The organism is Streptomyces sp. NPDC090083, from assembly GCF_044747445.1.
Lineage (GTDB): Bacteria > Actinomycetota > Actinomycetes > Streptomycetales > Streptomycetaceae > Streptomyces.
The window spans coordinates 897,753-913,928 of the sequence record NZ_JBIVED010000003.1; the positions used below are offsets into that span (position 1 = coordinate 897,753).

At 72.1% G+C, this 16,176-nt stretch carries 16 protein-coding genes; 6 read left to right on the forward strand and 10 right to left on the reverse strand.

Annotated elements, in window-relative coordinates:
• Nucleotides 1-69: 69 nt before the first annotated feature.
• From ACIPTO_RS15040 to ACIPTO_RS15055, 4 genes are all read right to left on the reverse strand, one after another.
• Nucleotides 70-948 (reverse strand): NAD(P)-dependent oxidoreductase, encoded by an 879-nt coding sequence (locus tag ACIPTO_RS15040; protein ID WP_401191894.1) that lies wholly within the window; start codon nt 946-948, stop codon nt 70-72.
• Nucleotides 949-1,037: 89 nt separating this feature from the next.
• A complete protein-coding gene (locus tag ACIPTO_RS15045) occupies nt 1,038-2,447 on the reverse strand; it encodes a DUF3616 domain-containing protein (protein WP_401191895.1) in 1,410 nt (469 codons plus the stop codon).
• A 37-nt stretch (nt 2,448-2,484) separates the two neighbouring features.
• A complete protein-coding gene (locus ACIPTO_RS15050) occupies nt 2,485-2,877 on the reverse strand; it encodes a MazG-like family protein (RefSeq protein ID WP_401191897.1) in 393 nt (130 codons plus the stop codon).
• A 36-nt stretch (nt 2,878-2,913) separates the two neighbouring features.
• On the reverse strand, nt 2,914-3,468 hold the full coding sequence (locus ACIPTO_RS15055; protein WP_401191899.1) for a DoxX family protein: 555 nt from the start codon (nt 3,466-3,468) through the stop codon (nt 2,914-2,916).
• A gap of 122 nt (nt 3,469-3,590) precedes the next feature.
• Here ACIPTO_RS15055 and ACIPTO_RS15060 point away from each other — a divergent pair, with 122 nt between their 5' ends.
• The gene (locus ACIPTO_RS15060; protein WP_366314204.1) at nt 3,591-3,917 is read left to right on the forward strand and encodes a nuclear transport factor 2 family protein; all 327 of its coding nucleotides are present in this window, start codon (nt 3,591-3,593) and stop codon (nt 3,915-3,917) included.
• Between the two features lie 162 nt (nt 3,918-4,079).
• Here ACIPTO_RS15060 and ACIPTO_RS15065 read toward each other — a convergent pair whose 3' ends face one another.
• The gene (locus ACIPTO_RS15065) at nt 4,080-4,814 is read right to left on the reverse strand and encodes an ABC transporter ATP-binding protein (protein WP_366314206.1); all 735 of its coding nucleotides are present in this window, start codon (nt 4,812-4,814) and stop codon (nt 4,080-4,082) included.
• A gap of 91 nt (nt 4,815-4,905) precedes the next feature.
• Nucleotides 4,906-6,384, reverse strand: a complete 1,479-nt coding sequence (locus ACIPTO_RS15070; protein ID WP_401191903.1) for an ABC transporter permease — start codon at nt 6,382-6,384, stop codon at nt 4,906-4,908.
• 274 nt (nt 6,385-6,658) lie between these two features.
• Between ACIPTO_RS15070 and ACIPTO_RS15075 the strand changes: the two genes are divergently transcribed.
• On the forward strand, nt 6,659-7,834 hold the full coding sequence (locus ACIPTO_RS15075; RefSeq protein WP_401191905.1) for a D-alanyl-D-alanine carboxypeptidase family protein: 1,176 nt from the start codon (nt 6,659-6,661) through the stop codon (nt 7,832-7,834).
• A 242-nt stretch (nt 7,835-8,076) separates the two neighbouring features.
• On the opposite strand, the gene ACIPTO_RS15080 is transcribed toward ACIPTO_RS15075, so the two are convergent.
• Nucleotides 8,077-8,838, reverse strand: a complete 762-nt coding sequence (locus ACIPTO_RS15080; RefSeq protein ID WP_366314212.1) for an SDR family oxidoreductase — start codon at nt 8,836-8,838, stop codon at nt 8,077-8,079.
• Between the two features lie 17 nt (nt 8,839-8,855).
• Nucleotides 8,856-9,854, reverse strand: coding sequence for a Gfo/Idh/MocA family protein (locus tag ACIPTO_RS15085; protein WP_401191908.1), 999 nt, complete (start codon nt 9,852-9,854; stop codon nt 8,856-8,858).
• An 87-nt stretch (nt 9,855-9,941) separates the two neighbouring features.
• Here ACIPTO_RS15085 and ACIPTO_RS15090 point away from each other — a divergent pair, with 87 nt between their 5' ends.
• The 4 genes from ACIPTO_RS15090 (at nt 9,942) to ACIPTO_RS15105 (ending at nt 14,344) form a co-directional block, all read left to right on the forward strand.
• A complete protein-coding gene (locus ACIPTO_RS15090) occupies nt 9,942-11,249 on the forward strand; it encodes a multidrug effflux MFS transporter (RefSeq protein WP_401191910.1) in 1,308 nt (435 codons plus the stop codon).
• Nucleotides 11,201-12,373: a serine hydrolase domain-containing protein gene (locus tag ACIPTO_RS15095; RefSeq protein ID WP_401191912.1), complete on the forward strand. Its 1,173-nt coding sequence runs from the start codon at nt 11,201-11,203 to the stop codon at nt 12,371-12,373. Before ACIPTO_RS15090 ends, ACIPTO_RS15095 begins: the two co-directional genes overlap by 49 nt.
• Before the next feature lie 74 nt (nt 12,374-12,447).
• Nucleotides 12,448-13,434 carry a small ribosomal subunit Rsm22 family protein gene (locus tag ACIPTO_RS15100; RefSeq protein WP_401191914.1) on the forward strand — a complete coding sequence of 329 codons (987 nt, stop codon included), beginning with the start codon at nt 12,448-12,450 and terminating at the stop codon, nt 13,432-13,434.
• Between the two features lie 175 nt (nt 13,435-13,609).
• Nucleotides 13,610-14,344, forward strand: coding sequence for a bifunctional DNA primase/polymerase (locus tag ACIPTO_RS15105; RefSeq protein WP_366314222.1), 735 nt, complete (start codon nt 13,610-13,612; stop codon nt 14,342-14,344).
• Nucleotides 14,345-14,353: 9 nt separating this feature from the next.
• On the opposite strand, the gene ACIPTO_RS15110 is transcribed toward ACIPTO_RS15105, so the two are convergent.
• Together ACIPTO_RS15110 and efeU are read right to left on the reverse strand one after the other, a co-directional pair.
• Nucleotides 14,354-15,343, reverse strand: coding sequence for a hypothetical protein (locus ACIPTO_RS15110; RefSeq protein ID WP_401191917.1), 990 nt, complete (start codon nt 15,341-15,343; stop codon nt 14,354-14,356).
• Nucleotides 15,303-16,175 (reverse strand): iron uptake transporter permease EfeU, encoded by an 873-nt coding sequence (gene efeU / locus ACIPTO_RS15115; RefSeq protein WP_366314226.1) that lies wholly within the window; start codon nt 16,173-16,175, stop codon nt 15,303-15,305. Before efeU ends, ACIPTO_RS15110 begins: the two co-directional genes overlap by 41 nt.
• Nucleotide 16,176 lies beyond the last annotated feature (1 nt).

Here is a 16,176-nt window from a genome sequence, read left to right on the forward strand (position 1 = left end):
GCGGGGGGAGACAGGTCCGCCCGCGCCAGGAGTTCCGCCCGTGCACCATCTGTGACGCAACGGTGACGCTCAGTCGAAGCTGGCGAAATAGGCCGCCGCCATGTCCTCGTCGCCGTGGCCCTGCGCCGCCGCCCGCGCGAACCGCTCCGCCCCGGCCGCCGCGACGTCCAGCCGCACGCCGTTCGCCGCGCCCGCGCCCACGATCAGCCGGGCGTCCTTCTCCGCCGTGGTGACCGCGAAACTCGCCGGTGTCAGCCGGTCGTCGAGGATCGCGGCCGCCTTGGCGTGCAGATAGCCCATGTCGAGCGGGCCGCCCGCGATGAGGTCGAAGAAGTCCTGCGGGTTCACGTCCAGGCCCTTGGACAGGGCCAGCGCCTCGCCCGCCGCGTTCGTCACCGCCAGCACCCAGCTGTTGGCGACCAGCTTCAGCCGGGTCGCCGTCGCCGCCGCGCCGTCCTCGCCCACCCACAGGGTGCGGACGCCGACCGCGTCGAAGACCGGCGTCACCCTCTCGCGGCCGGACTCGGGACCCGCCGCCAGGACGGTGAGCTGACCGGCCTCGGCGGGCTGGCGGGTGCCGAGGACGGGAGCGTCGTAGAAGACGAGTTCGTGCCGGGCCGCGAACGCGGCCAGCTCGCCCACCGATTCGAGGCTCGACGTCGTCGACTGGACCCACGTGGCGCCGGGGCGCAGCGCCGGTGCGGCCTCGCGGACGACGTCGAGGACGGTGTCGCCGTCGTAGAGCATCGTGAGGACGACGTCCGCGTCGCGCACGGCGTCCGCGATCGTGTCGGTGACGTGCGCGCCGTCGGCGGACAGCGGGTCGGCCTTGGCGCGGGTCCGGTTCCAGGCCCGGACGGTGTGTCCCGCGCGGGCGAGGTTGCGGGCCATCGCGGCGCCCATGATGCCGGTGCCCAGGACGCCTACGGTCAGCTTCTCGGTGGTCATGTCTCGGCTTTCGTCCTCGACGGTGTTGTCGGGGACCAGGGTGCCAGGGTGACGCGCGCCCGGCCTCCCGGCGGGGCGCGCGCCGCCCGTCAGCCGGTGACCGTGAACCAGGTCGCGCGCGACTTCTGCCACTCCGGGTGCGAGAGGTCCTTCGCCTCGGTGCCGTCGCCGTACAGGTCGGCCGCGCCGTCGTCGGTGATCAGCTGGGCGCGGGCCCCCGGGACCGTCAGGTCCGGTACGTCGACGACGGCCTCCCAGGCGCCCGGGTCCGTGGTCGGCAGGTCGCGCAGCTTGACCGGCTTGTCGGCCGCGCTGCCGGTCCAGGAGTAGAGGGCGTACGGGTCGGAGTTGTCGTCGGCGGCCCAGGAACCGGCGACGATCAGGTACTGGTTCGCCGCGTTCTTGCGGATGTCCCGCACCGAGAGCCCGCCGAGGTCCAGCTCGATCGGCGTGCCGAAGGCCGCGGCGGTGCCGTCGGCGACCACCTTGTCGATGTTGGTGACCGGCACCAGCAGCGCCTTGCCGCCCTTGACCGCCGGGGCGAGCGGTGCGCGGAAACCGAGGTACGCGGTGGTCGTCGAGCCGGGCGCGAACTCCAGCCCCTCCACGTTGAACCCGTTGATCTCCTTGGGGATCTGGCCGTCGGCCGTGCCCGCCGCGAAGCCGTACCGGTTGCCGTTCGCCTTGTCCCACGCCACCAGGTTGTCGCGCAGCTTGCCGTACGAACTGCCGTAGGACAGCGAGGTGCCGGCGCCGGTGCCGGTCACCTTGGTGGTGAAGACCGTGTTGCGGGCCGACTTGTACTCGCCGTCCTTGTTGTTGCCCAGCGAGCCGGTCCAGTAGATCGTGTCGCCGACGCGGGCCGCGCCCTCGATGTCGATCTCCTTGGACACGTCGATGTCGTCGCTGAAGTCCCACGTCCTCACGGGCGCGCCGGACGCCGAACGGTCGTACAGACGCAGCACGTTGGACTCGTCGTCGGCCACGACGACATAGCCGCCGCCCACGTCCACGGCGGCGGAGGCGTCGCTGGAGCCGGTGAAGTAGCGGGTGTCGGCAGGCAGTTGGACCGCCGCCGAGGCCGCGTAGTGCAGGGTCTTCGTGGCGGTCTTGCCGCCGAGGCCGGTGACCTTCACGGTCAGGTCGGTGTAGCCCTGCGCGGCTGCCGCGACGGCGAGCCGGCGGGTGGCGCCGGTGCCGGTGACGGTCACCGCGCTCGTCGGCGCCACGGACGTCTTGCTGCTCTTGCTCGCCGCGACCGTCAGCGCGCCGGCGTCCGCGCCGCTCTGCGCGACCGTCACCTGGACGGTCGGGTCACCGGTCGCGCCCACCGCGCCCGACAGGTAGCCGGCCGAGAGGGAGATGGTCGGTGTGCCGTAACTCGCCGCGTGCGCCTGGCTGTTCAGGCCCAGGTTCAGTCCCAGGGCCGTGAGGGCGAGACAGGTGCCCGCCACGGCGACCGCCCGGCGACCGTTCGAGAAAATGTAGTCCTGCTGCACAGGGACCCCTTCGTCGGCTCGGTGTCGACGAGAAGGTTCAGCGGGCTTCACCAACTCCGCGGGGTGTGGGCGGGTCCTGGGGGTGAACAGCTGCGGACGGGCCGAGGGAGCGTGCCATGACCCGGTCCAGGTGACGGGTGAACACCTCCCGCGTGTCCGGGGTCAGCGTGCGCAGCGCCACCAGCGCGGTGATCACCACGTCGCACAGCTCGCCCTGCACGTCCTCCCAGGTGTGGGTGACGCCCTTGCGCGGGTTCTGGCCGGTCGCACCGATCACCGCCTGGGCCACCTCGCCGACCTCCTCGGAGAGTTTCAGCATGCACACGAGCATGCCCTCCCGGCCGTCGAGGGGGTCGTTGCGGTCCACCCAGGTCCACAGGTCGTCGATGCCGGTCCAGAGGTCGGCTGCCCGGTCGTCGTGATCGCTCATGCGCCCAGCCTGCCAGCACCGGCCGGCCCGTCCGCCCTACTCGTCGAACAACGTCTCCTGCCCGGACTCCCCGGACGCCGACGCCTCCCGCACCCGCCGGTTCCGCAGTCCGACGACCACGGCCGTCGCCGCGCCGGTCACCGCGAGCGCGGCCGGGACCATCCAGCCCCGGTTCACCGCGTGCCCGAGCGCGTGGTCCAGGGAGATCCGGCCCGGTCCGGTGACCGCGAGGCCGGCCGCGGTCAGGGCGAGGGAGGCCGCGTACTCGTAGCCGCCGCCCGCCGCGAAGAAGCCGTTCGGGGCGTGCACGGCGGTCGCTCCCACCATCGCGCCGGCCGCCGCGGCGCCCGCCGCCGGGGTCGCGAGGCCCAGCGCGAGCAGCGCGCCGCCGCCCGCCTCGGACAGGCCCGCCATGACGGCGCTCTGTCTGCCGGGGGAGTACCCCATCGCCTCCATGGCCGCGCCGGTGCCCTCGATGCCGCCCCCGCCGAACCAGCCGAACAGCTTCTGCGCGCCGTGTGCGGCCAGCACCCCGCCGGTACCCAGCCGGAGCAGCAGCAGGCCCAGATCGCTTCGGTCGTAGCAGGTCACGATGACTCCCCGGACGGACGGTGCGGACGGTCCCTCCACCGTCGCACCCCGGGCGCGCGGCGGGCGGGTTCGCGCGGCCGTTCGGGTGGCGGGGCCCGGGGAACGGTGTGAGTCTGACCGGCATGACGATTCAGACAGCCAAGCTCAGCGATCCGGCCGTGCGGGCGTTCGTCAGCGCCGTCAACGCCCATGACCGGGACGCCTTCCTGGCGCTGCTCGCACCGGGCGCGACGATGGCGGACGACGGCTCCGACCGTGACCTCGCCGAGTGGATCGACCGGGAGATCTTCTCCTCGCACGGCCACCTGGAGGTCGACCGCGAGTCGAACGGCGGCCGGGCCCTCGTCGCCCGCTACTCGAACGACGCGTGGGGCGAGATGCGCACCCGGTGGAGCTTCACGGTCGGCGACGACGGCAGGATCGCCCGCTTCGAGACCGGCCAGGCCTGACCGAGGCGGCGATCCGGCGGAGCGGAACGCGGGGGCGACGACGGGACGAAGGGGCCGCTCACTCCCGGGCGGTCGGCCGAGGCCGGCCAGGTGCTCGGTGGGTGAACGGCCCCTTCGGCGGCCGACAGGCGGGCGGGACGGCCCCGTTGGGGCTGCTCCGGCTCAGTGACCCTGGTTGCCCTGCTGCGCGTACTCCTGCTGCCCGGCGAACCGGCCGCCCCGGCCCTGCTCGGTCAGCGTGATCCGGCCGGCCTTGATGGTCGCGAGGCGCGGCGCGCGGCGGGCGATCGACGAGTCGTGGGTGACCATGACGAACGTCAGGCCGTACTCGTGCCAGAGGCCTTCGAGCAGGCCCATGATGTCGTCGCGGGTGCCCTCGTCGAGGTTGCCGGTGGGCTCGTCGGCGAGGAGCACCTTCGGCTTCTTGACCAGCGCGCGGGCGATCGCGACGCGCTGCTGCTGGCCGCCGGAGAGCTCGGAGGGGGCGTGCCGGAGCCGGTCGCCGAGGCCCACCGACGCGAGCGCCTCCGCCGCCCGCTCGCGGCGCTCGGCGGGCTTGACGCCGAGCGGGACCAGGGCCGTCTCGACGTTCTCCTGCGCGGTGAGCGTCGGGATGAGGTTGAACGACTGGAAGATGATGCCGATCTTCTCGGCGCGCAGCCGGGTCAGCTTGGCCTCGCTGACGGCGGCCAGGTTCACGCCGTCCAGCTCGACACTGCCCTCGGAGGGCCGGTCGAGGCCGCCGATCATCTGCAGCAGCGTCGACTTGCCGCCGCCGGTCGGGCCCTGGATGACGAGCTGGTCGCCGTCCTCGATGGTGAGGTCGACGCCCCGCAGCGCCTCGACCGTCTCCTTGCCCCGCGTGTAGCGCTTGGTGACGCCGGTGAGCTTGTACATGGGATCTCCGTCGGATACGTCGGTGAGGAAGAGGGTCGGGGCGCCGCCCCTCGGGGGGAGTGGAGGCGGCGCCCCGGATCAGGGGCCGCGGCTAGGAGACGCTGCGCAGCGCGTCCGCGGGCCGCATCCGGGAGGCACGCCAGCCGCCCATCGCGCCGGCGATCAGCCCGCCGGTGACGGCGAGGCCCACCGCGAGGGCGATCGTGGTCAGCGAGACCGGCGCGTTCAGGGCGATCTCCAGGGTGTTGGAGGCGGTCTGCCGGCCGGGTCCGCCCTGGCCGCCGGGGCCGCCGCCCATGCCGCCGCCACCGCCGGTGGAGCCGAGCTGCGCGGTCAGCTTGGGGCTGATCGCGGTGACCGCGTAGGCCGCGGCGAGGCCCAGCGCGATACCGAGGGCGCCGCCGATCAGACCGTTGACCATGGACTCGCCGACGACCTGCCGGGTCACCTTGCGGCTGGGCCAGCCGAGCGCCTTCAGCGTGCCGAACTCACGCACCCGGCGCGACACGGCGGAGGAGGTGAGCAGCGCGGCCACCAGGAAGGCGGCGACCAGCACCGCGATCGACAGCCACTTGCCGACGCTGGACGCCAGGTTCGAGGCGGTGGACAGCGAGCCGGACACGGTGGACGCGAGGTCGGCGGAGGTGGTGACCGTCGTACCCGAGATGTTCTTCTGGATGGTCGACTTGACGGCGGAGATCTGCTTCGAGTCGGTCGCCTTGACGTAGATCGTGGTGACCTTGTTCTTCGCGTCGCCCAGCGTCTGCGCCTGCTTCAGCGGCAGGTACACGTCGATCGTGGACTCGCTGCTGGTGGGCGTCGCGATGCCGATGACGGTGAACTTGGTGCCGGAGATCTTGAAGGTCGAACCGACCTTGTACTTCTTCGACTTGGCGTACGACGCGCTGACGACCGCGACCTTCGCGTCGGTCTGCGTGGCCGTGAACGTCTTGCCGGTGCTGATCTTCGAGGTGGACAGCGGGCCCAGGGCCTGGTTGGTGACGTCGATGCCGGCGACCGAGTACGAGTTCACGTTGAAGTTGGCGCCGCCGCCCTGGACCTGCGGCTGGCCGCTGCCGCCGCTGCCCGTGCCGCCGCCGGGGCCGCCCTGCTGCGAGGAGCCCGAACTGCCCGACGTGGTGGACGACTTGGCCTTGCCCTGGGTGAAGGAGCCGTCGACCTTGGTGACGTTCAGGGTGAGCGCGCCGACCGCGCTGGACACGCCCTTCTGTCCGGCGACCTTGGTGACCAGCGAGGACGCGAGGGCCTGACCGCCCTGCGTGTTCACCCGGTCCGAGCTCTGCGAGCTGCTGCTGGAGGAGGTGGCGCCGAACTTGAAGCTGGGCCCCTGCGAGCTGCCCGCCTTGGGAGCCGACTGTGCTTTGGTCACGGTCATGTCGGTCCCGAGACCGTAGAGAGACTTGAGGACCTTGTCCTGAGCCTGATTCATGCCGGCCGACACCGAGTTGACGGTGATGACCAGCGCGATACCGAGCGCCAGACCCATCGCGATGACCAGGGCCGCCTTCTTGCGGCGGCCCAGCTCGCGCTTGAGATAGATGCCAAACATCCCATTCCCCAAAGGTTCTTGGCGCCCGCTGTGGGCGCGGCCACAAGCTATGGAGGAACCTTTGAGTCGACCTGAGTAAAGGATGTGTCAGGCCTGAGAAAAAAGGGCGCGACATCAGAATTGAGTCAGACAGCTCATTCCTATGCTGCCGAGGGCTTCCTGCCAGGAAACCCCTGTTCAATGGCCTGCTGGCATGGGATGTCGATCACCTTTTCGATGCCGGTGCGGCCACCCCGCCGCGCACCGCCGCACCCCCGTTTTGTACGGTCCCGGGATGCGCGATTCCTCTCGGCTCACCCGGCGTGCCGCTCTCGGCCTGACCGCCGCCGTTCTTCCCCTGGCGGCGGCGACCCCCGCGTCCGCGGCGACCGCGATAGGCGGTGAGCGCCTGGGCCGGGACGGGATCCAGGCGGGCGATGCGGCCGGCCTGCCCAAGAAGCTCACCGCCCGCTCCTGGCTGATCGCCGACCACAAGACCGGCGAGGTGCTCGCCGCGTACCGCGCGCATCAGCGGCTCGCGCCCGCGTCCACGCTGAAGATGCTGTTCGCCGACACCGTGCTGGGCAAGTTCGAGCGGACCCGCACCTACCGGGTGACCGACGCCGACCTCGCCGACGTCCCCTCCGGCTCCAGCCTCGTCGGGGTGAAGCCCGGGATCCAGTACACCGTCCACCAGCTGTGGCAGGGCGTCTTCCTGCGCTCCGGCAACGACGCCGTGCACGTGCTGTCCCACATGAACGGCGGGATCGCCGCGACGGTCGCCGAAATGCAGGCCAAGGCGAAGGACCTCCAGGCCCTGGACACGCATGTGGTGAGCCCGGACGGCTTCGACCACCCCGGGCAGGTCTCGTCGGCGTACGACCTCACGCTCTTCGCCCGGCACGGGCTGCACGACGACGACTTCAGCTCCTACTGCTCGACCCGGGTCGCGAACTTCCCGGCCGGCGGCAAGAAGACCTTCCAGATCCAGAACACCGACCGCCTGCTCAGCGGTGCCTACGGCCTGCGCCCGTACCCGGGCATCATCGGCGTGAAGAACGGCTACACCAGCCACGCGGGCAACACCTTCACCGGCGCCGCCACCCGCGACGGCCGCACCCTGCTGGTCACCGTGATGCACCCCAAGAACGGCGGCAACGAGGTCTACAAGGAGACCGCGGCACTGCTCGACTGGGGCTTCGGCACAGGGAGTTCGGCCCAGGCCGTGGGCACGCTGGTCGATCCGCTGAGCGAGGGCGGTGCCACCGCGAGCCCGGTGCCGTCGGGCGCCAAGGGGGCGCCGGGAGCCTCCGGGAGGTCCGCCTCGTCCGCGTCGGACGGTGCCTCGCCCTGGCCGGTGCTGGGCGGTGCGGCGGGCGCGGTCGCGGTGCTCGCGGGCGGCGCGTTCGCGCTGCGCCGCCGTCGGGCGGCCGTGGCGGCGGCCGGGTCCGGGGAACCCGACGGGAGCTGATGTGACGCGACAGCCGCTCCACGGTCCGGTGCACAGCCCGCGGTCCCACGCGGGCTCCACCCCCACCCGGGCCGTGGAACGACTGTCGCCTCTCCCCCCTCGGAGTGGCTTACGGAACGCGGGCTTCCGGCGGTGCGGAAGCCCTGTGCTCCAAGTGTGAAGCTTTGATGGAGAGAGTTGAGCATAAGTCAGCAACCGGCCGCAATGGTGCGGACGGTCAAATTCCGGTTGTGCAACTTGCCCTAGCCGCGCCCGACATACGGCATCGCGGTCGCCAGCACCGTCGCGAACTGCACGTTCGCCCCCAACGGCAGCTCCGCCATGTGCCGTACGGTACGCGCCACATCGGCCACATCCATCACCGGTTCCGGGGCGACCACCCCGTTGGCCTGCAGCGCCCCGGTCTCCATCCGCGCCGTCATGTCCGTCGCCGCGTTCCCGATGTCGATCTGCCCGACCGCGATCGAGTACGGCCGCCCGTCCAGGGACAGCGACTTGGTGAGCCCGGTCAACGCGTGCTTGGTCGCCGTGTACGCCACGGAATGCGGCCGGGGCGCATGGGCCGAGACCGACCCGTTGTTGATGATCCGCCCGCCCTGCGGCACCTGCTCCTTCATCCGCCGGTACGCCGCCTGCGCGCACAGGAACGCCCCGTTGAGGTTGGTGTCCACCACATGCCGCCACGCGTCGTACGGCAGCTCCTCCACCGGCACCCCGCCCGGCCCGAACGTCCCCGCGTTGTTGAACAGCAGGTCCACCCGCCCGAACCGCTCCACCGTCGCGTCGAACAACGCGTCCACGTCCTCCGGCCGCGCCACATCCGTCGCCACCACGAGGGAGGCGCCCCCGGGCACCAGCGCGGCCGTCTCCTCCAGGGTCCCGGAGCGGCGGCCGGCCAGCGCCACCGACCAGCCCGCGCGCAGGAGTTCCACGGCGACCGAGCGGCCGATCCCGGAACCGGCGCCGGTCACCACGGCGATCTTCGATGAGTGCTGTGCGTTCATGGGCCGCAGCCTACGAGTCACCCCTCCTGCGGATACCGCACCCCGATCCGCTCCCGCACCGCGTCCAGCGTCCGCATCACCGCGAGCGTGCCCTCCAGCGGCACCCACGGCGACTCGGTCTCCCCGGCCCGCACCGCCCGCATCACCTCGGACGCCTCGTGCCGCAGCGTGTTCCGGGGCCCGTCCGCCGGGTCGAGGACGAACTCCTCGGGGTCGCGCCCGTCCCGGTGCAGCACGAACCGGTCCGGGTGGAAGAAGCCGTCCGGGATGTCGATCCGGCCCAGCGAGCCGGTCACCGACGCCGAGGTCCCTGTACCGCCGACGATCGAGCAGTGCAGCGCGGCCAGCGCGCCGCCGTCCCAGGAGAACAGGGCCGCCGTCTGGAGGTCCGCGCCCTCGGGGGAGAGCACCGCCGACGCCTTGATGTCGTCGGGCTCGCCGAGGAGCAGGTGCGCGAACGACACCGGATACACCCCGAGGTCGAGGAGCGCGCCGCCGCCCTGTGCCGGGTCGCGCAGCCGGTGCGCGGGCGGGAAGGGGCCCGCGAGCCCGAAGTCGGCCTGGACGGTGCGGACTTCACCGATGGCCCCGTCGTCGACGAGGGCCTTGAGCCGCCGTACCAGCGGATTGCAGTACATCCACATGGCCTCCATCAGGAAGCTGCCGCGCCCGGCCGCCAGCGCGACCAGTTCGGTGGCCTCGCGGGAGTTCAGGGTGAAGGCCTTCTCCACCAGGACGTTGCGCCCGGCCTCCAGACAGAGACCGGCGGCCGTGCGGTGGGCCGCGTGCGGGGTGGCGACGTAGACGACATCGATGTCCGCGTCGTTCGCCAGCGCGTCCCAGTCGCCGTAGGCCCGCTCGATCCCGAAGCGCTCGGCGAAGGCCTTCGCCGAGGCCTCCGTGCGGGAGGCCACCGCGACCACCTCGGCGTCCGGCAGATCGACGAGCTCCGCCGTGAACGCGGCGGCGATCCCGCCGGTCGCCAGGACCCCCCAGCGCACCTTCTGCTCCGTCATCGCTGTCCCACCCTCGCTCACCAGACCCTCGGCACCCTGTACGAGCTGAGAGCATAGGTGGCGGATCACCCGGAGAGGGAGGGGCACATGTCCGAGCAGGGGGCGCAGACACCGAGCGTGTCGCAGTCCACCGAACCGTCCGTCGTACCGTCCGCCGCGCCGTCGCCCGGGGCGGTCCGGCGCGCCGGACTCCTCGTCGTGCTCGTGCTCGGCGGCCTCACCGCCACCCCGCCGCTCGCGATGGACATGTACCTCCCCTCGCTGCCGGAGGTCACCCGCTCCCTGCACGCGCCCGCCGCGACCGTCCAGCTCACGCTCACCGCCTGCCTCGCGGGCATGGCCCTCGGCCAGCTGGCGGTCGGCCCGATGAGCGACAAGTGGGGCCGCAGACGCCCGCTGCTGACCGGCCTGGCGCTCTACGTCGTGGCGACGGCCCTGTGCGCCGTCGCGCCGAACGTCGAGTCCCTGATCGCCTTCAGACTGGCGCAGGGCCTCGCGGGCGCGGCCGGCATAGTGATCGCGAGGGCGGTGGTCCGCGACCTCTACGACGGTGTGGCGATGGCCCGCTTCTTCTCGACCCTGATGCTGGTCTCGGGGGTGGCACCGATCGTCGCGCCGCTGGTCGGCGGACAGATCCTCCGCGTGACGGACTGGCGGGGCGTGTTCGTCCTCCTCACGGTCGTGGGCATCCTGCTCACCGCACTGGTCTGGCGCCGCCTCCCCGAGACCCTCGCCCCGGCCGACCGCCACGCGGGCGGCACCGCGGAGGCCCTGCGCTCCATGCGCGCCCTCCTCACGGACCTCCCCTTCACCGGCTACATGCTCACCGGCGGCTTCGCCTTCGCCGCGCTCTTCGCGTACATCTCGGCGTCCCCGTTCGTCATCCAGGAGATCTACGGCGCCTCCCCGCAGACCTTCAGCCTGCTGTTCGGCGTCAACTCGGTCGGGCTGGTCGCGGTGGGCCAGATCAACGGCAAGCTGCTGGTGGGCCGGGTCTCCATGGACAAGGTCCTGGCGGCGGGCCTGGCGGTCGTGGTGCTGGCCTCGACGGCGCTGCTGCTGATGGCGACGGGAGCGTTCGGCGAGGTGGGCCTGATCCCGGTCGCCACCGCGCTGTTCGTCCTGATGTCCGCGATGGGCGTGACGATGCCCAACGCCCAGACCCTCGCCCTGATGCGCACCCGCCACTCGGCGGGTTCGGCCTCCGCCCTCCTCGGCACCTCGTCCTTCCTGATCGGCGCGGTGGCGTCTCCGCTGGTGGGCATCGCGGGCGAGCACACCGCGGTGCCCATGGCGGTCGTCCAACTGGTGGCCGGACTGGTGGCGGTGGCCTGCTTCGTGGGAATGTGCCGTCCCTGGAACACACGTACGACCGCGGAGGGAGTGGGGAGCTGAGCGCCCCGAGACTGCGCCACGACACCCCGGAACGGGCGGGCCTCGACCCCGAGGAACTCCGCCACCTGGTCCGGGAGGTCCACGACCTCACCACCGGCGAGCATCCCTGGGCCGCGGGCGCCGTCGTGGTCGCCGGCCGCGGCCCGGTGATCGCGGTGGAGGAGGCCGCGGGCTGGGCCGTACGGTATTCCGCCTACGACCCCGAGACCGACCGGGGCGTCGAACTGCCACCGGCGTCCCGCGTCCCGACGCGGGTGGACACCCCGTTCGACCTGGCATCGGTGACCAAGCTCTTCACGGCGGTCGCCGCGATGCAGCAGATCGAGCGGGGAACGCTGGGCATGGACGCGCGGGTGGGCGCGTACCTCCCGGACTTCCGGGCCGCGGCCCGCCACGGCATCACCGTCCGCCAACTCCTCACCCACACCTCGGGACTGCGCCCCGAACTCCCGCTCTACGACTGCGCCGACGACGCCGAACGCCTGTCGATGCTCCGAACGGAGGCGCCGGTCGGCGAGCAGGGCGCGTACGTCTACTCGGACCTGAACCTCCTGCTGCTCCAGTCCGTCCTGGAACGCATCACCGGCCGCACGCTCGACGTCCTCGTCCACGACGGGATCACCCGCCCGCTGGGGATGCGGTCGACGGACTTCGGCCCCAGCCCCGGCGCGGCGGCCACGGAGGACGAACGCCGTCCCTGGGCCAAGGCCGACCGCGGCATGCTCCGGGGCGTCGTCCACGACGAGAACGCCTGGGCGCTGGGCGGGGTGGCCGGCCACGCGGGCCTGTTCTCGACCGCCCGGGACCTGGCGGTCTTCTGCCGCACCCTGCTCGCCGGCGGCTCCTACGGCCCCGCCCGCATCCTGGGCTCCGACTACGTGGAGCTGCTGCTGACCCCGCCGGGCCTCGGCTTCGGGGTCGATCAGGCGTGGTTCATGGGGGAGCTGGCGGGACGCGGCGCGGTGGGCCACACCGGGTTCACGGGCACGTCGGTGGTGCTCGACCCGGCCACGGACACGTTTCTGGTGCTGCTGGCCAACACGGTCCACCCCCGACGACGACCGGCGGACAGCGGGCCGAGAGCGGCAGCGGGGACGCGGCTGGCTCGGGCGGTGCGGGGGTGACGGGGGTGACCGGGGGTTCGGGGGCGGAGCCCCGGGGACCTCGGCGGCAGCTCCGGGGCACTTAGAATCGGCGGGTGAACGACCCCGTGGCCCCGGCCGAATCCCTCCGTACCGCTCTGGCCCGCCTCCTCGAGGACCTCCCGCCCCGGCAGGCCTCCGCCGCCGTGGAGAGGCTGATCGCCAATTACCGCGGAGCCACTCCCACCGACGCCCCGATCCTGCGGGACCGCGCGGACGTCGCGGCCTACGCGGCGTACCGGATGCCGGCGACCTTCGAAGCCGTACGGTCCGCGCTGGAAGCGTTCGCGGACGCCGTGCCCGGGTGGAGCCCCGAGGGGCACACGGACATCGGCGGCGGGACCGGCTCCGCGACCTGGGCCGTCGCCGCGACCTGGGCCGGCGAGCGCCCGGTGACGGTCCTCGACTGGGCCGAACCCGCCCTCGCCCTCGGCAGGGAGATCGCCGCCGCCAACCCGAGCCTGCGCAAGGCGGGTTGGCACCGCGAACGGATCGGCCCCGCGCTCACTCTCACCCCCACCGACCTCGTCACCGTCTCCTACGTCCTCAACGAACTCAGCACCTCCGACCGGGCGGTCCTCGTCGACACCGCCGCTTCCGCGGCCCAGGCCGTCGTGATCGTCGAGGCCGGCACCCCCGCCGGTTACGCCCGCGTGATCGAGGCCAGGGACCGGCTCGTCGCGGCCGGTTTCCACATCGCCGCCCCCTGCCCGCACAGCGCCGCCTGCCCGATCGCCCCCGGCGAGGACTGGTGCCACTTCTCGGCGCGGGTCAGCCGCTCCTCCCTGCACCGCCAGGTCAAGGGCGGCTCCCTGCCGTACGAGGACGAGAAGTTCAGCTACGTGGCCGCCGCCCGCTTCCCCGTACGGCCCGCCCCCGCCCGTGTCGTACGCCACCCGCGGATCCGCAAGGGCCAGGTCCTCCTCGACCTCTGCGAGGCCGACGAACAGCTGCGCTCGACGACGATCACCAAGCGTCACGGCGACCTGTACAAGGCGGCCCGGGACGTGAGCTGGGGAGATCCCTGGCCGGAAAAAGAGTGACACCTGCCCCGAAAGCGCCACCCGTGTGTCTCGTCCCACCCACCCCGGATGCGAGGTCCCGCCTCTCGGGGCGCAGGATGGTGGGACCATAGGGGAAGTTCTCCGCACAACGGCAGGACTCCGCACAACGGCAGGGCAAGAGCGGCACGGCGACAACAGCAGGGCGAGGAGATAGATGAGTGCGACGTTCGGAGGCCGGACCGGTCGGCAGGGCAAACTCTCCTCGTGGCTGCGTGGACGCCGCCCGCAGGAGGCCCCCGACGGCAGCGGGCGCGAGGCGCTGCTGCTGGCCGCCGCCGAGGCCGGGCTGCCGCTGGCGCCCGCCGCGCACCCGGCCCCGGGCTACCGGTGTTCGTGCGACCGTGTGGGCTGTCCCACACCGGCCCGGCACCCCGTCTCGTTCGCCTGGCAGACGCAGTCCACGACCGACCGCGCCCAGATCGAGCGCTGGGCCCGCCACCAGCCGCAGGCCAACTTCATCACCGCGACCGGCATGGTCAACGACGTCCTGGACGTCCCCCTGGAGGCAGGGCACGAGGCACTGGAGCGGCTGCTGGCCGCCGGTGTCGAGGTCGGCCCGGTCGCCGCGAGCGACGACGGGCGGCTGCTCTTCTTCACCCTCACCCGCGGCACCCCCGAGGACGAGGACGAGTGGTGGCCGTGCGAACTGGACTGCCACCCCGAGACGATGGACGAACACCCCGGCCTGCGCTGGCACTGCCGGGGCTCCTACGTCCTCGTCCCCCCGGCCCGGCTCCCCGGTGAGAACCAGTCCGTTCACTGGGTACGCGGCCCCGAGCACCCGCTGCCCGACCCGCTGACCCTCCTCGAAACCCTGACGGACGCCTGCGCCCGCCATGCGGGTGCCGAGCCGGACCATGCGAACTCGGCCTGGCCGCTGGGCCGTTGACTCCCCAGGTCAGCCGCCCTGCGCCGAGGTCAGCCCCTCGATCCGCCCCAGCACCGACACCTTCCCGCCCCGCTTCGGGTCCAACGCCACCTCGTTGGAGATGAGTTGAAGGGTGAGGCTCTGCTGCACCTCGCCCGTCGTCAGCGCCTGGACGTCCTTGTTCTGGGCCGGCACCGACGTGCCCGCCGCCGCGGTCTCCTTCTGGAAGTACCGCGTGGTGAAGAACACCAGCGCCCCGCCGTCCGCCGTGCGCAGCGCCAGCGGCGCGTAGTCGCCGCTCGTCAGCGGCTGGTCGAGGAACTGGACGGCGAGCCCCGGCTTGGTGGCCTTCTCCCGGCTCGCCCGCCATCCGCTGGTGTGCACGCCGTCGGTGAACTCCGACCCGCCGCTCTTCAGATAGGTCGCGTAGCGCTCGCTCAACTCGCCCGGCGGAACCGCCAGTTCGGCAGAGTTCGCCGGTACGGCCTCGGCCCAGCCGTCCTTGTCGGTCTTGAACTCCGGTACGGCGGTGGGCGCGAGCAGCGTCAGATACGCCACCTGCCACGGCTCGCTCAGGTCGTTGCGGGTGAAGACCAGCAGCCAGCGGGAGCTGCCCCCCTTGTTGGCGGCGGTGTCGGCCACGAACCAGCGCGGCCAGCCGGCCTTCTTCGGGATGGTGAACGTGGCGTCCGTCAGCTCCAGCGGCGTGTGACCGGCGTTCCCGGACGGCGAGTTGGCGTGCCCGGCCTTCAGCCGCGCCGCGTCGATGTCACCGAGCGCGCCGGTGACATGGGCCGCGTCCAGGGAGCTGTCGTACGCCTTGTCCGCCGCGTTGTACGCGGTCGTGAACTGCTGGAGCGCCGTGGCGGCCTCGGCGCGCGTGGTCGCGGGGAGCACCTCGCGCTCGCCGTGCACCACCACGCAACCGCTCGCCGTGAGCGACAAAGCGGTCACCGAGGCCGCTGTCAGTACACGCCGGTCAAGCCTGCGGAGCCTTCGAGGGCCGCGATCCCTGCTCATCAGGTGTCTTCACCTTCCCCTTCCCGGAGGCGAACCCTACCGGGGCGAAGAACAGTGCGAGCGTGGGGACCAGGTACAGCAGCCACACCGTGATCTGCAGGACGGTCGGGTCCGGCTGGAAGTTGAAGACGCCCTTGAGGAGGGTGCCGTACCAGCTGTCCGGCGGAATCGTGTCACTGATGTCGAACGCCTGCTTCGTCAGCCCCGGCAGCCAGTCGGCCTCCTGCAGGTCGTGGAAGCCGTACGCGAGGACACCCGCCGCCACGACGACCAGCATCGCGCCGGTCCAGGTGAAGAACTTCGCGAGGTTGATCTTCAGCGCGCCCCGGTAGAACAGCCAGCCGAGCAGCACCGCCGTGGCCAGACCCAGTCCTACGCCGACCAGCGGACGCGGGGTGCCGTCGCTCGCCGCGTGCACCGACGCCCACACGAACAGGGCGGTCTCCAGGCCCTCACGGCCGACGGCGAGGAACGCGGTGGCGACCAGCGCGCCCGTGCCCATCGCGAGGGCGGCGTCCAGCTTGCCGTGCAGTTCGGTCTTCAGGTGCCGGGCGGTGCGCCGCATCCAGAACACCATCCAGGTCACCAGACCGACCGCGAGGATCGACAGTGAGCCGCCGAGCGCCTCCTGCGCCTCGAACGTCATCTCCTGCGAGCCGAACTCCAGCGCGCACCCGAAGCCCATCGCGATGAGGACGGCGACGACGATGCCGGTCCAGATCGGCTTCAGCGCGTCACGCCGGTCCGTCTTGACGAGATAGGCGATCAGGATGCAGACGACGAGGCTGGCTTCCAGGCCCTCGCGCAGACCGATCAGATAGTTCGAGAACACG